The sequence below is a fragment of the Pontiella desulfatans genome, assembly GCF_900890425.1.
GTDB classification, from domain to species: domain Bacteria; phylum Verrucomicrobiota; class Kiritimatiellia; order Kiritimatiellales; family Pontiellaceae; genus Pontiella; species Pontiella desulfatans.
The window spans coordinates 4,241,329-4,260,286 of the sequence record NZ_CAAHFG010000001.1; the positions used below are offsets into that span (position 1 = coordinate 4,241,329).

13 protein-coding genes are annotated in these 18,958 nt (G+C 59.7%); 2 read left to right on the forward strand and 11 right to left on the reverse strand.

The genetic code is table 11. From position 1 onward, the window contains the following. Nucleotides 1–38 precede the first annotated feature (38 nt). From E9954_RS15110 to murG, 5 genes are all read right to left on the reverse strand, one after another. The gene (locus E9954_RS15110) at nucleotides 39–2,039 is read right to left on the reverse strand and encodes a serine/threonine-protein kinase (protein WP_136079974.1); all 2,001 of its coding nucleotides are present in this window, start codon (nucleotides 2,037–2,039) and stop codon (nucleotides 39–41) included. Further along, nucleotides 2,036–2,644, reverse strand: a complete 609-nt coding sequence (locus tag E9954_RS15115) for an RNA polymerase sigma factor (RefSeq protein WP_136079975.1) — start codon at nucleotides 2,642–2,644, stop codon at nucleotides 2,036–2,038. The genes E9954_RS15110 and E9954_RS15115 overlap by 4 nt, the downstream gene beginning before the upstream one ends. Before the next feature lie 83 nt (nucleotides 2,645–2,727). Next, complete coding sequence (locus tag E9954_RS15120) at nucleotides 2,728–4,530, reverse strand: arylsulfatase (RefSeq protein WP_136079976.1); 1,803 nt, start codon at nucleotides 4,528–4,530, stop codon at nucleotides 2,728–2,730. A gap of 148 nt (nucleotides 4,531–4,678) precedes the next feature. Continuing rightward, the gene (locus E9954_RS15125) at nucleotides 4,679–5,941 is read right to left on the reverse strand and encodes a UDP-N-acetylmuramate--L-alanine ligase (RefSeq protein ID WP_136079977.1); all 1,263 of its coding nucleotides are present in this window, start codon (nucleotides 5,939–5,941) and stop codon (nucleotides 4,679–4,681) included. 2 nt (nucleotides 5,942–5,943) lie between these two features. Then, on the reverse strand, nucleotides 5,944–7,038 hold the full coding sequence (gene murG / locus E9954_RS15130; protein WP_136079978.1) for an undecaprenyldiphospho-muramoylpentapeptide beta-N-acetylglucosaminyltransferase: 1,095 nt from the start codon (nucleotides 7,036–7,038) through the stop codon (nucleotides 5,944–5,946). Nucleotides 7,039–7,164: 126 nt separating this feature from the next. Between murG and E9954_RS15135 the strand changes: the two genes are divergently transcribed. Further along, a complete protein-coding gene (locus E9954_RS15135) occupies nucleotides 7,165–7,599 on the forward strand; it encodes a hypothetical protein (protein ID WP_136079979.1) in 435 nt (144 codons plus the stop codon). Here the strand turns inward: E9954_RS15135 and epmA are convergent. Together epmA and efp are read right to left on the reverse strand one after the other, a co-directional pair. Further along, nucleotides 7,596–8,441, reverse strand: coding sequence for an EF-P lysine aminoacylase EpmA (gene epmA, locus E9954_RS15140; protein WP_136079980.1), 846 nt, complete (start codon nucleotides 8,439–8,441; stop codon nucleotides 7,596–7,598). The two genes, E9954_RS15135 and epmA, sit on opposite strands and share 4 nt — an antisense overlap. Continuing rightward, entirely contained in the window at nucleotides 8,441–9,007 is a 567-nt protein-coding gene (efp, locus tag E9954_RS15145; RefSeq protein ID WP_136079981.1) for an elongation factor P, read from the reverse strand. The genes epmA and efp overlap by 1 nt, the downstream gene beginning before the upstream one ends. Before the next feature lie 216 nt (nucleotides 9,008–9,223). Here efp and E9954_RS15150 point away from each other — a divergent pair, with 216 nt between their 5' ends. Beyond that, nucleotides 9,224–9,967 carry a hypothetical protein gene (locus E9954_RS15150; protein WP_136079982.1) on the forward strand — a complete coding sequence of 248 codons (744 nt, stop codon included), beginning with the start codon at nucleotides 9,224–9,226 and terminating at the stop codon, nucleotides 9,965–9,967. Between the two features lie 85 nt (nucleotides 9,968–10,052). Here the strand turns inward: E9954_RS15150 and E9954_RS15155 are convergent, their stop codons facing one another. The 4 genes from E9954_RS15155 to E9954_RS15170 all read right to left on the reverse strand — a co-directional run bounded on the left by E9954_RS15155 (nucleotide 10,053) and on the right by E9954_RS15170 (nucleotide 18,934). Then, entirely contained in the window at nucleotides 10,053–11,873 is a 1,821-nt protein-coding gene (locus tag E9954_RS15155) for a sulfatase-like hydrolase/transferase (RefSeq protein WP_136079983.1), read from the reverse strand. Between the two features lie 38 nt (nucleotides 11,874–11,911). Next, on the reverse strand, nucleotides 11,912–14,803 hold the full coding sequence (locus E9954_RS15160; RefSeq protein WP_136079984.1) for a LamG domain-containing protein: 2,892 nt from the start codon (nucleotides 14,801–14,803) through the stop codon (nucleotides 11,912–11,914). 199 nt (nucleotides 14,804–15,002) lie between these two features. After that, nucleotides 15,003–16,589, reverse strand: a complete 1,587-nt coding sequence (locus E9954_RS15165; protein ID WP_168442286.1) for a sulfatase family protein — start codon at nucleotides 16,587–16,589, stop codon at nucleotides 15,003–15,005. Between the two features lie 80 nt (nucleotides 16,590–16,669). Beyond that, nucleotides 16,670–18,934: a glycoside hydrolase family 44 protein gene (locus tag E9954_RS15170; RefSeq protein ID WP_168442287.1), complete on the reverse strand. Its 2,265-nt coding sequence runs from the start codon at nucleotides 18,932–18,934 to the stop codon at nucleotides 16,670–16,672. Between the last annotated feature and the right edge of the window lie 24 nt (nucleotides 18,935–18,958).

An 18,958-nucleotide genomic window follows, 5' to 3' on the forward strand; every position in this document is an offset into this window, starting at 1 on the left:
TCATACCCATAACGCCAAAGCAAAACGGAAAAGGACGTCTACCGAACGGAAACCTTCAGCGATTTGGGGAGCTGTGCAAGATCCTCAGCCGGGAATTGGCCCCGGCCGACAATCAGCGTCCGGAGCGAGGGAAACTCGAGGATGGGTTTCAGGTCGGCAACCATGGTTCCCCGGATATCCAGCGTTTGGATCGGCAGTGTCTTGATGTGGTTGAGATCGTGCAACCCGGTGCCTTGCGCATCCAGCGTCTCGATCTCCAGGAAACGCAGCGGGCTTTCCCCGGATGTATCTTCGGAAATGATCGCAAAACTCTTCAGCTGGTTTCCACGGAGCTGCAGCGTTCCCTTGCGCGGATCATATTCGAACCGCCCGTGCGTCCAGCGCAGGTTCCATCGCGCCAACACGGCCTGGACGAGCCTTTCATAGCCGGTCTTGTCCTCGCGGACCGCATGGTCGTAAACCAGCATTTTTTCCATCAGCGGTTTGCGGTTGATTTTATTCACATCCAGCTCACCCATCAATATTGCCAGCTGGTCGATGGATAGCATATCACCCGTCTTAAGCGCTCCGAATTTACGGCTGATCGGGTGCAAATCGACAAATGCCTTGCTACCGGAATCAAAGAATTCGTTGGCCCCGGCAAAGTCCTGCATAATGAAATGCGCATAACCGATTTGGGAAGAAACATTGACATGCGGCTCCCTCTCGGCCAACAGCTCCAGCCGCTGGATGGAAAGCTCGACCGCCTTGACCGGATCGGAATAGATGAAGGTTCGCGAGAGCTCATAGGACTCCGCTTTCAGATTGCCCGAAAAACTGCCCATCAGGCGCATGTTGCGCGTCAGTTCGTCGCGGTAGCGACCGGAGGCGGCCTCGGCCTCCTGCCGGCGGGTTTCGGCCAGATCGTGCGAGCGGCGGATTTCAACGATGCTGCCCTGGAGCTGGTTGATAAACAGCGCGGTCGTGACAACGACCACCATAACCGCCGCCAGCCCGACCAGGCAGGCCGCCCGGTTCCGCTTGTAGAACAGCGCCACCTCCTTGATCAACCCGGCATTCTCGGCCGAGGTGGAATAGCCCGAGAGATAGTTTTTCACATCGTCGCGCAGTGCCACCACCGACGCGTAGCGGTTGGTCGGCTTCAAGGAAAGGGCTTTCATGACCACCGCATCCAGGCCCTTCGGAATATTCTTTTTCGGGAAAGCCATTGCCGGACTCACGATCTTTCCGGCCAGGGTCAGTTCGCGGATCTCCTCGGAACTCCCCTTGAACGGCGGTTGCTGGGAGAGGATGGCGTAGAGGAGGCAACCCAGGGCATAGACATCGGTTTGATAGGTCTTGACCCCGTCCTTCTCGAACTGCTCCGGGGCCATGTAGCCCGGCGTACCCTTCAGCTCCCCGGAGAGGGTCATGTTGTTCAGCAGGTCCGGATTGAAAAGGATTTCATCGAAATCCTTTCCTTCGCTCTCGTCGGAACCGGCGATTTTCCCCAGGCCCCAGTCGCAAATGAACACTTCGCCAAACCGCCCGATCTGTATGTTTTCCGGCTTCAGGTCCAGATGCAGCACCTTTTGCGAGTGGGCATAGGAGATGGCATCGCACAACTTGATGAAACTCTCGAGCAGTTGTTCGCGCGGCATCCTGTTTTTCTTGAGCACATCCCCCAGCGAATCGCCCCGCTTCAGATCCATGGTAAAGAACGGCAGGCCATCCGGGGAAAGTCCAATGTCGTGCACGGAAATGATATTCGGGTGCTCCAGCAACGCCGTGAGCCGCGCCTCGCGCAGAAACGGTTCGTAGAGCTCGGATGGCGCGTTGGCACGCAGCTCGGCCATGGCCACCTGCCGCCCGGTCTTGGTATCGAACACGCGGCTGATCTTCTTCATCCCGCCGCGCGCCAAGACCTCCGCATCGGTATAGCGGTCGCCCGACTGGCGCAGATCCGCGTAGATGGCGCCCTGGACTTCCTCAGAGGCAACTTCCTCCTTGTAGAGCGAGGTGAGCCGGCGCGCCATGTCTCCAAACCGATTATCGTTCACACCGACTCCAATTCGTCGCGCAGATGCTGGATTTCCTTAACGAGGCGCTCCTTCACCCGGTTCTTCAGCTTTACGACCGAGTTGGGTTTCACGCCGAGGTGCTCGGCGATTTGCGCCATGCCCTGGCCATCGATGCTCATCGAAAACGCCTCGATGGCGCGGTCGGAAAACAGGGAGGAAATGTTCTTGAGGGCGAGCTGGACAATATAGACCTCCCACTCCTGCTGGATGATCTTTTCCACATCCGGTTCGGTGATCACCGGGAGGTTCTCGACGGTTTCGTCCTCCGCGGCGGCGGCATGCTTGCGCGTCCGCCGTTGCGAAGCACGGATATGGTCGAGCACCTGGTTGCGGATCAAACGGCTCAACCACGTGCGGAAGCGGGCGCGGTCCTGATCGTAGATATGGTTCGGCAGGCTCTTCCAGATCTTGATCAGGATCTCCTGCGTCAGGTCATCGACGTCGACCGAATAGAGATTCATCTGGTGCAGCACCATGGCGATGAAATCGCGGTAGTATGCCACGAACTCTTCCCAGGCCACATGGTCGTCCTGGTTCTTGGCGCGCATCAAAAGCGTCTGTCTGGTTTGCCACTCTTCACTCATAACGAAGCCAAGCTATCAAACCTTCCGCTTCGTGTCGCGGCAATTCCCCCCGCCTACCCGAACGGGTGGCTACGGCAGGGCCCCTATTTTTTCTTCTGGGGCGGCACCCGGCCATAGGCGGGATCGTAGACCGGCATGCCCATGCCTTCCGGCGTCTGCCAGCCCGGCCTGGGCCGGTGCGTGATGTAGGCATAGTAGGGCGTGGCCTCGACACCGCCGCCCATGAACAGCGGCGCGAGGGAGGTCACGCCCTTCTCCAGTTGAACCTTGAAGGTGACCTCCTTCGCGCCCTCGGGAATCTCGATCGTTTGGTCGGCATCCCCAATGCGCAGGCGCGCCTGCGTGTAGCCGAAGGCCTTGCCATAGTCGCCGGAGTTGATGGGCTGGTCGGCTTCGGCCGGCCAGCGGCGCAGGGAGATTTCGTAGTTGCCGGCACGGACGACCTTGATGGCCCAATGGCCGGGCTTGGCGGATTTTCCGCCCGCGATTTGCCCCTGGTTCCACGCCACGCCCTCAACCAGCCAGTCGTGCGAAGTGAGGTTCACGATTTCCGCCTTGTCGTGGCCCACCACGATATGGCTGGTCAGGTCGTGCTCCGACGAAACATCCTCCCAGAACTGGTCGTAGCGGCCCTTCAGGCGCTCGAACACTTCGGGGTGCTGGCCCGCCACGTCGGTCGCCTGCCGGGGATCGGCCGGGAGATCGTAGAGTTCCGTACCGTTCACCAGGCGCCAGCGGTCGGTCATGACCGCGCACTTGCGCCACTTGACCGGATCAACCACGCGTTGCGATTCAACAACGAGGTCGCGATCCGGCCAGAGCACCCCATTGCCGTAGAGCAGGTCGCGGATGCTGGTGCCATCGAAGTCGACCGCCGGCGCGGCCAGTTCGCACAGATCGATCAGGGTCGGGAGGATATCCACATGGGCGGTCAGCTGGCCAACCTCCTTGCCGGCGTCGATCTTTCCATTTGGCCAGCGAATCATGAACGGCACCCGGTGGCCGCCCTCGTATTCCGACCCCTTCCTGCCGCGCATGCCGCCATCGTATCCCGATCCGTTCTTGCCGACGCCCCCCGCCGTCCCGTTGTCGGTGGTGAAGACCAGGATGGTGTTTTCGGCGAGCCCCTCGGCCTCGAGGAAGGCCATGAGCTTGTCCATGTTTTCATCGATGTTGGCGATCATGCCGTAGAAAATGGCACTGGCGATCTTCTTGTTGTTCTTGTAGGGCTCGGCATACTTTTCCTCGACAAAATTCGGGCTGTGCGGCGCATTGGAGGCAATATAGGCGAGGAACGGCCCCTGCTTGTTGGCGCGGATGAAGTCCTTGGCCTCATCGAACCAGACGTCGGTGCAGTAGCCTTCGAAACGCTGGAACTTCCCGTTCTTCATGTAGGTGTCGTCGAAATAGTCGTTGCCCCAATAGTCGGGGGCCTGCCCTACCCCGCCCCCGCCGTGGTAGACGGTATGGCTGAAGCCGCGGTCCTCCGGCCGATAGGGAAAGTTGTCGCCGAGGTGCCACTTGCCGAACATGCCGGTTGCATAGCCGTTCTTGCCAAACACATCGGCCATGGTGATTTCGCGCTCGCGCAGCATGTTGCGCCCCTGGATGGTGTGCCAAACGCCCACCCGGTCGGAATAGCGGCCCGTCATCAGCGCGGAGCGGGTCGGGGCGCAGGTGGGATCGACGTGGTAGTTGCAGAGCATGGTGCTTTGTTCCCGCAGCTTGTCGATGGCCGGGGTTTTCAGCCAGGGGTTCCCGGTCGAGCCGAGATCGCCCCAACCCTGGTCGTCGGTGATCACGATCACGACATTGGGTTTTTCCTTGGCCGCCATTGCGCATGCCGACGCGATTGCCACAAAAATTGAGAGCCATCCAGCCTTCATTCCAACACCTCGCTTACCTTCCCTGGTTTCCATCCAATCCAGGCCCATGCCACCTGCGCCATGTTCCCGTGAATTCAACCATCCTAATCCCCACCGGATTCCAGATGCCACCCTTTTTTCATGATCAGTGCCATTCCGGGCACCGGGATCAACCAGCGAGCTGATCAATGTCGCCGGCGCCGATGATAAGCAGAAGGTCGCCGGGGCGGAGCTGGGACTGGAGGTCGGCCCAGGCGGTGTGCATGGAATCGAAGACGCGCAGGCGACCGGCCCAGTCCGGAGGAAACCGGTCGGCGAGGTCGGGGGTTGTTCCGCCTTCGAGCGGTTGCTCGGAGGCGGCGTAGACGGGTACAAGCCAGAGTTTGTCCAGCCCCTCGAAGCTGGGCGGAAAATCCGCGCCCAACGCCAACGTGCGGGTGTAGCGGTGGGGCTGGAAAATGCCCAGGAGGCGTTCGGGCTTCAGTTCCCGCGCGGTCTGGATGAGGGCGGCGATCTCGGTGGGATGGTGCGCATAGTCGGAAACGATGCGGACGCCCCCCTCGTTGGAAACGGTTTCGAAGCGGCGGCGCACCGGCTGGATGGTTTCCCATGCCCGGTGGATTTCATCCCCGGTTTTCCAGACTGCGGCAACCGACCGCGCCGCCGATGCGTTCCATTGGTTGTGCCTGCCGGGCAGCGGCACCGGAATCGGCGGATGGGGAAAGGCATACGGCTCGCATTTGGGATTCCCGGAACAGAGCCGCGTGGCGATCGCATCGCCGGAACAGTAGAACACCTTCCGCTTGGTTTGTTCGATGAGTTTTTCGAAGCAGCCGATGAATGCGGCCTCGGAGGCGTGGTGCTCCATATGGTCGTATTCGATATTGGTGATGACGGCATAGTCGGGCGTGTAGCCGGCAACGGTGCCATCGGATTCGTCGGCCTCGACCACCATGATTTCGCCCTCGCGGGCCACCCCCTCGAAACCGGCAATCTCCCCGCCGACGCAATAGCCGCAACCCAGCACCTGCGCAATCATGGCGGTGGTGGTGGTTTTGCCGTGTGTTCCGCTCACGGCAACACAGGTGCGGGCGCGCATCAGGGCCGGCAGCACTTCGCCGCGGCGCGAAACCGGAATGCCCCGCTCCAGCGCCCGCTGCACCTCCGGATGGGAATCGGGCACGGCGGTGGAGCGGACGAGCCAATCCACCTTTTCCGTGATGTGCGCCCCGTCGTGCCCCGCCGCAACATCGACGCCGTTGCCGGACAGCCATTGGGTCTGGCGGTTTTGCTGGAGGTCGCAACCGGACACCTCGAAGCCGCGCTCCTTGAGCAGCCAGGCCACACCGGCCATGCCGATCCCGCCGATCCCCATGAGATGGACGCGACCACCGGCATGAATCAATTGTTCGGCGCGGGCAACCGGATCCATGCCTAGGCTCCGGCAACCTTTTCGAGCAGGTCGGCCAAGCGCGCGGCCGCATCGGACTGGCCGCGCTTTTTCATGGCCACCGCCATGCGCTCCAGCCGGGCCGGCTTTTCCGAAACATTGACGAGGTAGTCGCGCAACCAGCTGGCGCTCAGGTCTTCCTGGGCCACGACATCCGCCGCCTTGGCATCCTGCAGGATGCGTGCATTGCTCATCTGGTGGTCGCGCACGGCGTGCGGATAGGGAACCAGCAGGGCCGGCACCCCGAAGGCGGCCAGCTCGGCGCAGGTGGCGGCCCCCGAACGGCTGATGGCGAGATCGGTTGATCGGTATTTGTTTTCCATGTCCTGGACAAACTGGTGGACATGCGCGTTGGCGCCGAGCTTGGCATAGACGGCTTCGACCGCCTCCTTGTCCTGCAAGCCGGCAATATGCTCGACCTGCAGGTTCAACCCCTTTTCGGCCGCGGCCGCGATGGCCTTTGGAACGGTTTCGTTCAGGGCCTGCGCACCGCGGCTTCCGCCAACCACCAGGATGCGCAACGGATCGTTTGCCCCGCGTTCCTTGCGGGGCTTTTCGCTGGCGAGCTGCAACTCCTTGCGCAGCGGCATGCCGGTGGTGACAATGTTGCCGTGCTTGAGGTAGTAGCTGGTCTTTTCGAAACTCACCGCAACGGTGTCGGCCCGGCGCGCCAGCAGGGATACAGCGCGCCCCGGAACCAGGTTGGCCTCGTGCAGCACATAGGGAATGCCAAGCTTGGTGGCGGCCTTGATGGGGCCATAGGATGCATAGCTTCCCATGGCCAGCATGACCCGCGGCGCCTGCTCGCGCATGGGGGCAAGGGAGAGGCGGTAGGCCTTGCGCAGTTTGGCGATGGTTTGAAGACTGCGAAGCGAAAGCCCGAACTGGAAGCCCTCCGCCGGAATCGTTACCACCTTGCCCTGCCAGGCCTTGACGGCATCGTGCTCAATGTCTTTTCCGGCCAACCACAGCGTAACATCGTGCCCGCGGTCCGCCAGCTCGTTGGCTGTCGCCAGGCCCGGAAAGATGTGGCCGCCCGTACCGCCGCACGCCACGCCGAATCTAAGTTTTTCCCCCATGTGCACCTACCCTTGAAAGTGAGAGCAGGTTCTAGCAGACCCCTCCATTGATTGACACGCTAATTTGTTGATGAAAGCACATCCATACCTATAATGAATCTCAATAGCAAACGGAGTTATTGAACCATGGAAGAACTAGACCCAATCAAACTCAAGGCCGAGCTAGACCAGTTCAAGAAGGAGAAAGAAAAAATCCGCCAGCTCATGGGGCAGATCGGCGGAAAGGATGCCGAAAAACAGGATCGATTGGTGAACCGGATATTCATCCTTGCCATTGCAATGCTGGCGATCAACGACTTTGTAAACCACCTGCTACATATCAAGGATCCCTTGATCCCGCCGCTCTTTTCATTGGAAATCGCGGTTCTGCTGGTCTCGATCAAGATTATCTGGATGATGCACAAGTCGACCAAGGTGGAGCACTTCCAGTTCTGGATCCTCAACTCGATCGAATACCGCCTCAACGACGTTGCCAAGCAATTGCGGCACCTCGAAAAAACGGTCGAGAAATACCACACCGGGGAAAATGAAGGCGACGCGCAGGATGAAGCGACGGGTTAGCGGAACGGCAGTACCGCATCCAGCGAGCGGGCTCCGGCCATGAGCATCAGCAACCGGTCAACCCCCAAGGCCACTCCGCCCGAAGGCGGCATGTTGCCCAGGGCGGAAATGAAGGCCTCGTCGATCGGATAGACCTCTTTCCCCATCGCCTTGCGCTGCTTGGCGCACGCCTCGAAGCGCGCGCGTTGCTCAACGGGATCGGTCAGTTCGGAATAGGCATTGGCCAGCTCGATGCCTTCGATGTAGAGCTCCCAGCGCTCGGCGACGAGCGGATTGCCGGCCTTGCGGCGCGAGAGCGCGGCGGCCTCGACGGGAACATCCTTCAGCACCACCGCCCCACCGATGGCCTTGATGGCGGGTTCGACCTTTTCAACCAAATCCAGATCGAAGCGGTCTTCATCGTAGTTACCCACCGGATCCCATCCGGCATATTCCAGGAACGCCTCCGAGACGGTCAAGATGCGCCAGTCCACCGGTCCATCATTCCAAACGGCCGAGACGAGCGCCTTGGTTTCTTCGAGGATGCCCATGTAGTCGGCGTGGGCCCGGTACCACTCGAGCATGGTGTATTCCGGGTGGTGCAACGCCCCGCGCTCGCCCCGGCGGAAACATTTCCCCACCTCGAAAATCCGCTCGTGCCCGGCGGCCAGCAATTGCTTGTGGAAGATTTCGGGCGAGGTGCGCAAAAAATGGTCGCCGCTGGGTTCGGCATCGATGTGCAACTCCATGCAGGGTGTTTCGAGCCGGACCGGGGTCTCCACCTCGACAAAGCCCCGTTCATGAAAAAACGCCCGCATGCGGCGCATGAGGGCGTCTCTCAGTCGTATGCTGTCGATGGCCATTAGCCCTTGGACACGCGGTCGGCGTAGGTTCCGTCGCGGGTGTCGATGCGGACCACGTCGCCTTCGTTAATGAAGATCGGGACGTTGATCTCGTAGCCGTTTTCGAGCTTGGCGGGCTTCATGACGTTGGTGGCGGTGTCGCCCCGGGCGCCGGGTTCGGTTTCGGCAATGGTCATTTCCACGAAGTTCGGCAGGGTGATGTCGAGCGCACGATCGTTGTGGAAAAGGATTTCCACCTGCATGTCGTCGACGATGAAATGCTTGAGGTCGCCGAGCAGCTCTTCGTTGAGGTGGGCTTCCTCGAACGTGGCGTTGTCGGAAAAGACATAATCGTTGCCGTCGATGTAGGAAAAGGTGTAGTCGCGCGAGATGAGCGCGCAGCGGTTTACCTTTTCGACGGAACGGTAGGTTTTGTCGAACTGGTTGCCGGTGACAAGGTTCTTGATCTTGCAACGGTAGAGCGCCTGGCCTTTGCCGGGCTTCGAAAACTCGAAGTTGGTGATCATGCAGGGGTCGCCGTCGATCTCGATCTTCAAGCCTTTCTTCAGGTCTGATGCACTGTACATATTGGTCTATCCTCGGTTGTAAACTTAAAAAAGAGCGCGGATTATGCAGAATGCCCCCCTCCCTGCCAAGTGTGGATTTTGGCTTTTCCCTCTGCCGGAAAACAAAAAACAAGCGGAAAAGCATGGTGGATTTGGCCAAAAAGCCCTATAAGTATCGTTATATTGCCTTGGATAGACCAGAAGGCGCACTGCGGAACACTAGCGAAGGAGAAAAATATGAAGACTAAATGGATAACCCTTTTCACGGCAACCGCGGCTATTGCGTTAAGCCTGAGTTCAATGGACGCGCAAGCCAAGACCAAGAAGAACGACCCCGACAAGAAAGAGGTCGAGAAGATTCTGAAGGAAGTCGGCGGTGAGCACTATGTTGAAAAAATGAAAATCAGCTCCCTGTGCTCGATGGAGTTCGAGGATGCGGCTGGCGAGGAATTGTACTACCACATCTACAATGTTTCGCTGAAAGAAGGCGGCTATCGCATTGTATTCTTCGACAATGTCCCGAACTATCTCGGTTTTTACGCCAGCCAGTTCGAAGCAACCGACTATGAGGAAGGTGCCGTTCTGCTGGACTCCGGCGACAGTGACGAAGATGGAAACACCAGCTACTTCAACCTCGCGGTCTCGGACAAAGGCCCCGCGGACAAGACGCGTATCGACGGCGTTCCCACTCCTTTCGTGAAGAACCCCAAACTCGAAGAGAAGGGCAAAGCCGCAGGAACCGGCGGCAGCGGCGCCCTCGTTGTTCCCGTCCAGAAATCCGCCAGTGGCGCAACGGTTGAATACCGCGACTGGAAGATCACCATCAAGGGCCAGGAGCGCACCTACAACGCCATCTTTGTCCAGAAGTCCGGAAGCAACATCCAGATCAAGGATTCCAAGCGCGGAAAAACCGCCACAATTCCGATTTCTTCGCTTTCGGCCGAAGACAAGGAATACCTGAAGGGACTCGGCGAGCTCTAGGCCAAACCGGTTCCAACCCTGCAAAAAAGCCGCCCATCGGGCGGCTTTTTTCATGATAGCGGAAGCCGCCATTCGAAGCGGGGTGCTATTTCGCGAAAACCTTTACGCCTTTCAGGTGGAAATATCCCGGCTCGGAATTCACCAGGCCGATTTTCACGAAACGGGCCATTACGGGCTGTTGAAGTTCCACCAACCAGCGGGTTTCGGGGTTTTCCGTCTTGAATACCTGCCGCCAGTTTTCCCTGTCGGAGGAAAGCCAGACATGAAGATTTCGGGTGCGCCCTGCATGGCCGTCCGGACGGTTCAGGATTTCGAAACCAACCACGGGTTGCTCCTGCTTCAGGTCGATGATCACCCACGGGGTCTTTTCCGCATCGGTATGGAACGACTGCTTGCCCTCCATCGTCGTGAGCAAGGTATGGTTGTGCGGCACGCCCCATTCGGAGGAGAGCGAACTGTGGGCCACCGCGCCCTCGCGCGAAACCCATTGCCAACCGGCAGGGATTTTTGAGGAAGCCTGCCCCGCGTCCACGACGCCGGAAGCCCTACGGGCGGCATCGACGTTGAACATGCGCCCGGGGAACGATTTATCCCACAACGGGCTGGGCACATGCGCCTCGTTCATGGCCGTGCGGATGCGCTCCACCACCTCGGGGAACCGGTCGGCCACATCCACCTGCTCGCCTTCGTCGGCGGACAGGTCGTACAGCTCGATCCTCTGGCCCTCGCGGCGATCCACCACAACGCCCTTCCACTTGCCCATGCGCACGGCCTGGTTCGGTACGCGCTCGTAGAGTTCCCAATAGAGATAGTCGTGTTGTTTCTGCCGCGTCGTGTTGCCTAGCAAGGTCGGAAGCATGGAGATTCCATCCGTATCCCCGCGCACCGGCTCTCCGGTCAGTTCGGAAAACGTCGGCAGCATATCCCAGAAAGCGGACAGATGGTCGCTGACCGTTCCCGCCATGATGGTGCCGGGCCAATAGGCAAACATGGGCGAACGCACCCCGCCCTCGTACATGCTGCGCTTAATGCCGCGCAGCTCGCCGGAGGTGTTGAAAAAGGTTTCGGAGCCCTGCTCCCCGTGCGCCCCGTTGTCGCTGTTGAAAATCACCAGGGTGTTTTCGGCCAGCGTCAATTCATCCAGCAGGCTCATCAACCGACCGACATCGCGATCCATGCGCGAGGTCATCGCGGCATGTTTTTTGAACTTTTCCGGCCAGTCCATTTTGGCGTACTGCCCAAGCTCCGGAACCTGGTATTTCGTATGCGGAATCGTGTAGGCCAGATAGAGGAAGAAGGGAGCGTCCTTGTTTTCCGCAACAAACTTCAGCGCTTCCTCCGTCATCAGGTCGTGGCTATAGACGTTGCCGCCGAGCGGCACCTTCTCGTGGTTGCGCCAGAGGAATTGGGGATAATAGTTGTGCGCCCGGCGCTGGTCGGCATAGCCGAAGAAATAGTCGAACCCCTGCTTGGTCGGGAAGCCGTAGTTGAGCGTCCCATCCGGCTTTTCGCCGCCGAGGCCCCACTTGCCGATGCACGCGGTTTTATATCCCGCCCGCTGCATCAGTTTGCCTAGCGTTTCCGATTCAGGCGGGATGGGCGTCTGCCCGTTGGGATAGCCCGGGCTGTTGGCGCGGATATAGCCATGCCCCGGATGCTTCCCGGTCATCAACGAACCGCGCGAAGGCGCGCAGACCGAGCTTCCGCAATAGTGCGCCGTGAAACGCATCCCCTTGGCCGCCAGGGCGTCCAGCTCCGGTGTTTGGATCATCTCCTGCCCGTTGTAGCCCACCTCGCCATAGCCCAGATCATCGCACAAAATATAAACCACGTTCGGCGATCGCGCCTCTTCCGCAGCGGCAACGAAAGCCAAACATGCGGCCAGCATACTCGAATAAATCCTCATCGGTCTTCCTTTCCAACATTGGGTTGCACGGTTTCCAATCACGGTGCAACCCCTTCGCTCAGGCGGAAAAACCGGGCCGGATGGATTTCCGTTTCGAGCGGGAGCTCAATCCGCCACGGGCTGACATCCGGGATAAAGGTGGTGCCGGGTTCGGCGGCAAAGAGCATGCCGGAGGTTGCGGTTTCAATATGGTAGGTGGTTCCAATCTCCGGGACATCGACCATCATGACCAGGTTGGTTTCCCCGGTTTGGAAGTTGAAGGTATCGATATATAGATCGCGCAGGTCGGGTTGGATGGAGAGGGCGACATCGTCGATCGTCGAGAACGCATTCTTCTGCTGGGAACACTCCATCTTTTCGAGCAGCGATCCCGCCACCGGAGCCTTGCCGAGCACCACATCGCCGCTCCGCCATTTGGCGCCATCCTTCAGCACCCGGTAGCGCACCTGGGTAAAGTTTCCGGAAACCCGCTTGAACGATGCGGTCACATCGTAGACGGCATCGGCCTCCTGGCTCCCTACCGCACCAACGAAAACCGTCGCGGTGGCGCCGCCGGACAGCACGCGCAGCAAGACCGGGGATTGCGAATCGGTCTCCGAGCGCGCCATGATGCCGTAGCCGTTTTGCCGGGTGCCATCAACGGCATAGACCCGCGTATCGGTGTTGCCATCGGTGGTGAGCGCATTGAAGGCAAACGCGGCCTGGAGCGTGACCCACTCGAACTTCATCGGATCGACGGTGCGGGGCAGCGGGGTTTCGGCATCGAGCGAAGAGCTGTGCGTGCCGGCGGTTTCGACCTCGAGCGCCCCTTCGGCGGAGATGCCCCAGTCGGTGCGGTTGCGGGCGTTATAGGTCCAGAGATTGTCGGCCTGCACACTGCCGATGCCAACCAGGGGCGCCGGAGCGGCGGCATCCCATGTTTCGGAAAGGAGCGCGGTGGCATCGAAGAACGCCAGCTGCTGGATTTCGGATTGTTCCAGCACGCGATCGTAGATGCGAACCTCGTCAAGCTGCCCGGCAAAATGATTGGCCCCGGTTTGCAGGCAGCCGATCCGGAGGAGTGGCGGCGCGGCTTTGGTTCCGCCCGGGCCATGGGCAACGGCTTCGGATGCGCCATTGATGAAGAGTTCCATTTCGCCGGTCGCGCTGTTTCGGGTTGCGGCCACGTGGCGCCATTGGCCATCCGCCATATCGGTTTGTGAAAGAATCGTGGTATCGGGCTGCCCCACCCCGAACGCCACATTCGATCCGTGGAGGGCGATGCCGAAGTCGCCAGCCGCCCCCGCCACTTCGCCATCCACCAGGCCGCTCCCTTCCCACCATCGTCCGGCCCCTTCGGAACCGGCCACATCCGCGCGCATCCAGAACGCAATGGTGAATTCGGTGGAAATGTTCCGGGGAATGGAAACAGAGGCATCCACCCCATTGAATTCCAGGCATTGGGCGTCGCGCCCGTCAACAAAGGCGCCCCCGCCCGCCAGGGTGCCATGGTTTCCGCTGCCACTCGAATCGGAGGCATCGCCCTCGAACGAATAGATCGCCGCAATGTTCGTGGGCGAAGCATAGGGCAAGGTGAACAGCGTGATCGAGTTGGTCGGCAACGTGCCGGAAAACGTATTGGAGCCAACCACCGTTGCCGAACCGCCGCTCGAAACGAAGCTTCCGTCCACATTGGCCCAGCGCTTGTAGGAAACATCGCCGCAGATGCCTCCCTGCAACAGATTGAATGCATGATCGGCATATTCCGTGCCGCTCACATTCAGCGCCCATACGCGGAGCGATCCGCCCTCGCGGAAGGCCCGGGTGATCAACGTGCCCAACGGTTCCTTTTCATTGAAGCCATCTTCGTCGTCGATGGCGCATGGACGGCTGAGCGTCGAGCTGGTGGTGATGGCCTTTTCCATTTCGCCCTTGAAGCCCGTGCGCGTGTAGGCCCACCAAACATAGCCGCTGAGGCCAAGTTCGATGTTGTCGAAGATGGCGGCCAAAGCCGATTCCGCATCCTCCAAATCATCCAGGTCGCCCTGATTATCCCAATGCACTTCGCTGTTCCAGCAGGGCCGCCCTTCGCCATCGCCGATCATGTCGGCCAGCTTGGGATAGGGGCGCCACCTGGGATAGTAGTGCGTACCGAGCAGATCCAGCGAGGCGCCGCCGCCCGGCAGCGCCAGCAGCTCTTCCACAAACGTATAGCTGGGGCCATAGTCCTCGGGGCCGATGATGACCGGCGGCATGGTGAACGCGGCGGGAACCGTTACCACCGGATGCGTCGGATGGGTGGTATCGATCAGATCAACCGTTCCGGCCTGTTCCGACATGGCCCGCAGGGCATTCACAATGGCCAAGTGCTTTTCCGGCGTGATGTTGCCTTCGTTGTAGACCTCTTCGTTGTCGACTCCAAGCATAGGGAAAACGAAGCTCTCGCTCTTGCGAACCAGATCGTGCTCCCAGAACCGGAGATAGTCGGCCAGCAGCCGCGCATATTGCTCGGGAACCACCCCATTGCCATCCTTCGTCCAGGCGGGAAAGCTGTTTTGCCCGTCCAGCTTTTTGCTGGGGAAGAAGACGACATCCGGTCGCGCATCACGCGCGTTTTTCATAGCGGTGAACATTTTCTTGGAGTTAACGACCGCGGGATCGTAGACATAATAGGACACATCGATCTCGCCGGCGGCCGGATGTGCCGGTCGCGTGGCATCGCCCCAAACGGCAACCCGCAGCACACTCATGCGGTCGTCGATGAACAGCTCCTGCGCCTTCGAGGCCGTCAGGCCGTTGATCACACTGGCATTCTTGATGTCGTAGCCCCAATCGGTGATCAACACCCCCCGCAGCTCCGGGTTGATCTCGACCGTTCCCGCCGTTGTCGCCGCCCCCGCCAGGCGGGCAGCGAGCAGCAAACACAACCCCATCGCATTCATCCATTTCATCGCTCTGTTTCCTTTTGAGATAACGGAACAGTACACTAGAACACGAGTACACCGGAAACCTTAAACACTCGGATGAGCAAAGAACTCCGCAATCTTACCGATGGCGAATGGATGGGTGGATTTTACCACGGCTCCGCGATGCCCGGTCGCCGCGATCGGCGCCCCTGGGTGAAGAGGCCATGGTTTGGATTTAGATGCGTTAGAGTCCGAAGTCCCCCGGAAGCGCATCCTGGATTTTTTTCATCTCGCGCATCATTTCCTCGAGCTTGTCCTTATATTCCGGATCGTTTGCCAGATTGACCTGTTCATGCGGATCGCGGGAAATGCGGTAGAGCTGGTCCGGGTCATAGTAGCCGGGATAATGCTCGGTTCCGGTTGACGGCATCTCCGCATGGCCGCCCCCGGGGATGGCGGTCAGATGGCTGAACGGCTTGGCCGGATCCTCGGTCACAATCGGAATATGCAACCGTCGGCGATTGGCATTCCACTCCTCCAGCACGCGCACGCGTTCTTCCTTCGACATGTTGGCAATGTGTTCCGGATAGCGGATGGCCACATATTTCCAGTCGCCCTTAAGAATGCCGCGCCCGAAGCCAAGCTCGAAATATAGCACACGCCCTTCAGGTTGTTTTTTGCCCTGCGTCAAATACGGCCAGAAGCTTTCGCCATCCAACGCGGCATCCGCATAGTCCCCGCCCACGGCATCCAGGATCGTCGGGGCGAAATCAATGCTGTTCAGCAGCGCATCGCAGGTTTTGCCCACCGGGAACCCGCCCTTGCGCCAGACGATGCCGGGTGTATGGACTCCGCCTTGATAGACCGTGCCCTTCGACTCCATCCACTGGTCGTTGAAGAAAAAGATGAGGGTATTCTCCAACTGGCCGGTTTCCTCCAGGGTATCAAGCAGCGCCCCCAACGCATCGTCCATCCAGAGCAGGTTGCAGGCATCGTCGGTCGGCTTGAGCCCGGCGGCCCGGATCCGTTCGGGAATGGTTTTCCGGGCCGGTTGCACGGCGGGGGCTTCATCCAGATAACCCACCGCCGAAAGCAGCGGATTGGCATTCCAGGCACTCGTTGCATTCACGGGCCCATGTGGCAACGTGGTGGCGAAATAGAGGAAGAACGGCTCACTGCGGTCATGGTGGTTCCTGATGAATTCCGTGCCACCCCCGGTAATCCAGTCCATGTTATGCACCGCCACCTCGTGTAACCCGAGAAAGTGCGGATTGTTATGGTAGACGCGATCGACATAGTCAAAACCGACCTCCCGCACGCCTTGGCAAACCTTATCGTGGTTGGCCTTGAGCTGCGCCTGGTTCTTCGGATCCTTCGCACTCGCATCATTATCCGGAAAGCGCTTGAGCCCCTGCACTTCAATCACATGGTTCTTTCCGACAAACCCGGTCATATAACCGGCACGCTTCATGAGTTGAGGAAGCGATTCGTCGGTTTCCAGTATATGGGTATTGAATTCGACATGGGTCTGCCCCCCGTTTTTCTCGGTTGTCTCCTTGAAAAAGGGATTATTGGCCCGGCTTGGATTTCGCCCGGTCAGCACACTGTAGCGGCTCGGCGTACACAACGGGGAGACGGTGTATTGATTCAGCAAAACCACCCCTTCATCCGCAATGCGTTCGATATTCGGCGTCAGCACCTTCCGCTCCACACCGGGAATAAAGTTGAAATGGTGCGGCAGCATATCATCGGTTATGAAGAAGATGACGTTGGGTTTTCCCGCCCACGCATGAGCCGCAAGCAAGGCGAAGACTAGCGCTAAAGTTTTCATGGTTCTCTCCAAATTCCATACCGTTTGAAACGTGGGCCGCGGTTCGCCCGGCCATGCTCCACGGCCCGGCATCCGCGCCTTCATCTCAAAACGAATCCCACATTATCCAAATAAACCTTGCCCGACACGGGCACCTTCTTCCCGTCGTTTTGGTAGAGCTGGATGAACAGCGCATAGGTCTTGCCCATCGCCGCATAATACTTCGGATCGGGCAGCCTCAGCTCCAGCGTCTTCCATTTTCCGCGCACCTCCTCGAGCGTCAGCGACCCTAGCTCGATCCAATGATCCATCTCGCTCTGCAGCACAACGCGAATGCCAACCTGCTTGTCGGCGCACTGGAAGTTGCTTGAAGCACCGACATCCAGCACAACGCCTGCAATGCGCTTCCGGTCGATGGAACCGGGCGGAGAAAAGACCGCCAGCCTATCGTTGCCGGAAGTCGGCTTGTCGCCATCGAGCACCACCGCCGCCACCTGTTGGTTTGGCCGGACCGCATCATCGCCGATCAGCTTGTACGAGGTTTCCGCGTTCCAATTCGCCGGAGCATCCTCGAACTGCCAGATGATTTGCCGACGCTCCTGCACCGGCAGGATTTCGATTTCACGTTCCACGGAAACCTCGCCGGCCCGGGCGCGAACCGTTGCGGTTCCGGCCCCGGTCGGCGTCAGGAAAAAGCGGCCGGCGGCCTCGCCCAGCCAGACCGTGGCAACGTCCAGCCCGGCAGGGCCTTCGACCGAAACCTTCGCGGCATCGAATGTCCTGCCGACCTTTGCATCCGCGGGATCGTTCTGCAGGAACACCCACCCCTCGACGGGCTGATCGGCAGGTGCCGATTCCGGCAGCAGGATTTCCAAGGGCTGGATCTCGGCGTTTTCGGTATCTCCGCTGGGCCGTACGGAACCGCCCTTGAACGGCAGTTCGAAGACGCGCGCGCTGTAGGGCGGCACCTCCAGCTTGCCATCAATCGCAAACCGCTCCTCGTTCGGCTTGCGGCTCCATTTCGGCTCGTGCTTGTAGATATCCCAAAAATATTCGCGGTGCGAGAGCGTCGCCATCCGGCCTTCGCTCGCAAACTCCACGCCCGGCACATCGAGTTCGATTTCGGCAAACGCATCGCGCGAAACATTCACGACCATCGCATAGAGCCGCCCGTCGTCGCGCGTCACCACGGCATAGGCATCGCCGTTGCCTTTCAGCTCCGAAGCAACGAGCTGGTTGCCCATGTATTTGCTCCAGAGGTAGAGTCCCCAATACTGGCTCTTCGGCATGCACCGCCCCGCGAAGTGAAAGAGGCCGTGCCCGCCCTCTTCCGTGGTGGTCAGCAAATCCCACTGCGTGGCGAAGGTGACGCCCTCGCGAAACATTTCGCCAACAAAGATGGCGCTCCACAAACCGTTGAGCAGTTCGCCCGTGTGGCGGTCTTCGAGCACCTTCGAGTTCCACTCGGTTATGGCAAATTCGATCTCGCCCACGCGGTGCGGCTGGTATTTTTCGACCAAGCCGCGGTAGCGCGTCATCGGCTCCTGGAGCGAAAAGGCCTGCTCGACCATTTCGCGCTCGCCCGCCAGATGCCGCTCGACGGGATAGGTGTGGAACGAAATAAAATCAACATGCTCGCCGGCATCGCGCAGCAGCGCCTCCATGAACGGCGCGCGCGTGCTCGCCGCCGTGGGGCCGCCGATCTTGATGGATGGGTCGACCGCCTTCATGGCCTTGGCATATTCGATGAAGCGCTGCGCGTAAACCTCGCCGGTCATGCGCGAGCCATCGGGCAGGGTCGAGCCCATTTCCCAGCGGCCTTCGAGTTCGTTGCCAATCTCCCAATATTCAACGCCGTACCCCATCTCCAGGTTTGCCCAGCGCACCCATTCGGCCGCCATTTCCGGCGTGCCGGATCCAACGTTGACCGTCACGATCGAATGCGAGCCCTTGTCTTTGGCAAACTCGTGCAAGGCGTAGACATCAACATTGCCGTGCCACTCGTCGGGCTTGCCCGGGGCCAGCAGATGGAAGCCGGGTTTGTAGTCCGAATAGTCGATTTCCCACTGGCCGTCGACGAGCTTCGACATATCGAACGTATTGCCATCCCACACGCCGTTGCCGTTCCAGATATATTCGTCCGACCACGATCCGCCAGGAATGCGGATGAACGACGGGTTCAACTCGCGCAGGTAATATTGCACATCCGTATCGAACAGCTGCCGCGCCTCATGCCACAACCCCGCGTTCGTGCCGAGGAACCGATGGCGATCCACCTCCCGAACCACGGAAGGGTCGACCCGGAGCACCGCTGCCTGACAAGCCATCGTACCGACAGCGCCTACAACCATTATTAAAGTCCTCATTGCAGATCCTTCCGAATTAGGCAT

What these genes read in the sequence shown, in the direction of transcription:
- efp (WP_136079981.1), bottom strand. Translation starts at nt 9,007, where the DNA reads ATGTACAGTGCATCAGACCTGAAGAAAGGCTTGAAGATCGAGATCGAC.
- E9954_RS15120 (WP_136079976.1), bottom strand. Translation starts at nt 4,530, where the DNA reads ATGAAGGCTGGATGGCTCTCAATTTTTGTGGCAATCGCGTCGGCATGC.
- E9954_RS15150 (WP_136079982.1), top strand. Translation starts at nt 9,224, where the DNA reads ATGAAGACTAAATGGATAACCCTTTTCACGGCAACCGCGGCTATTGCG.
- E9954_RS15135 (WP_136079979.1), top strand. Translation starts at nt 7,165, where the DNA reads ATGGAAGAACTAGACCCAATCAAACTCAAGGCCGAGCTAGACCAGTTC.
- E9954_RS15160 (WP_136079984.1), bottom strand. Translation starts at nt 14,803, where the DNA reads ATGAAATGGATGAATGCGATGGGGTTGTGTTTGCTGCTCGCTGCCCGC.
- E9954_RS15125 (WP_136079977.1), bottom strand. Translation starts at nt 5,941, where the DNA reads ATGGATCCGGTTGCCCGCGCCGAACAATTGATTCATGCCGGTGGTCGC.
- E9954_RS15170 (WP_168442287.1), bottom strand. Translation starts at nt 18,934, where the DNA reads ATGAGGACTTTAATAATGGTTGTAGGCGCTGTCGGTACGATGGCTTGT.
- E9954_RS15115 (WP_136079975.1), bottom strand. Translation starts at nt 2,644, where the DNA reads ATGAGTGAAGAGTGGCAAACCAGACAGACGCTTTTGATGCGCGCCAAG.
- murG (WP_136079978.1), bottom strand. Translation starts at nt 7,038, where the DNA reads ATGGGGGAAAAACTTAGATTCGGCGTGGCGTGCGGCGGTACGGGCGGC.
- E9954_RS15165 (WP_168442286.1), bottom strand. Translation starts at nt 16,589, where the DNA reads ATGAAAACTTTAGCGCTAGTCTTCGCCTTGCTTGCGGCTCATGCGTGG.
- E9954_RS15155 (WP_136079983.1), bottom strand. Translation starts at nt 11,873, where the DNA reads ATGAGGATTTATTCGAGTATGCTGGCCGCATGTTTGGCTTTCGTTGCC.
- epmA (WP_136079980.1), bottom strand. Translation starts at nt 8,441, where the DNA reads ATGGCCATCGACAGCATACGACTGAGAGACGCCCTCATGCGCCGCATG.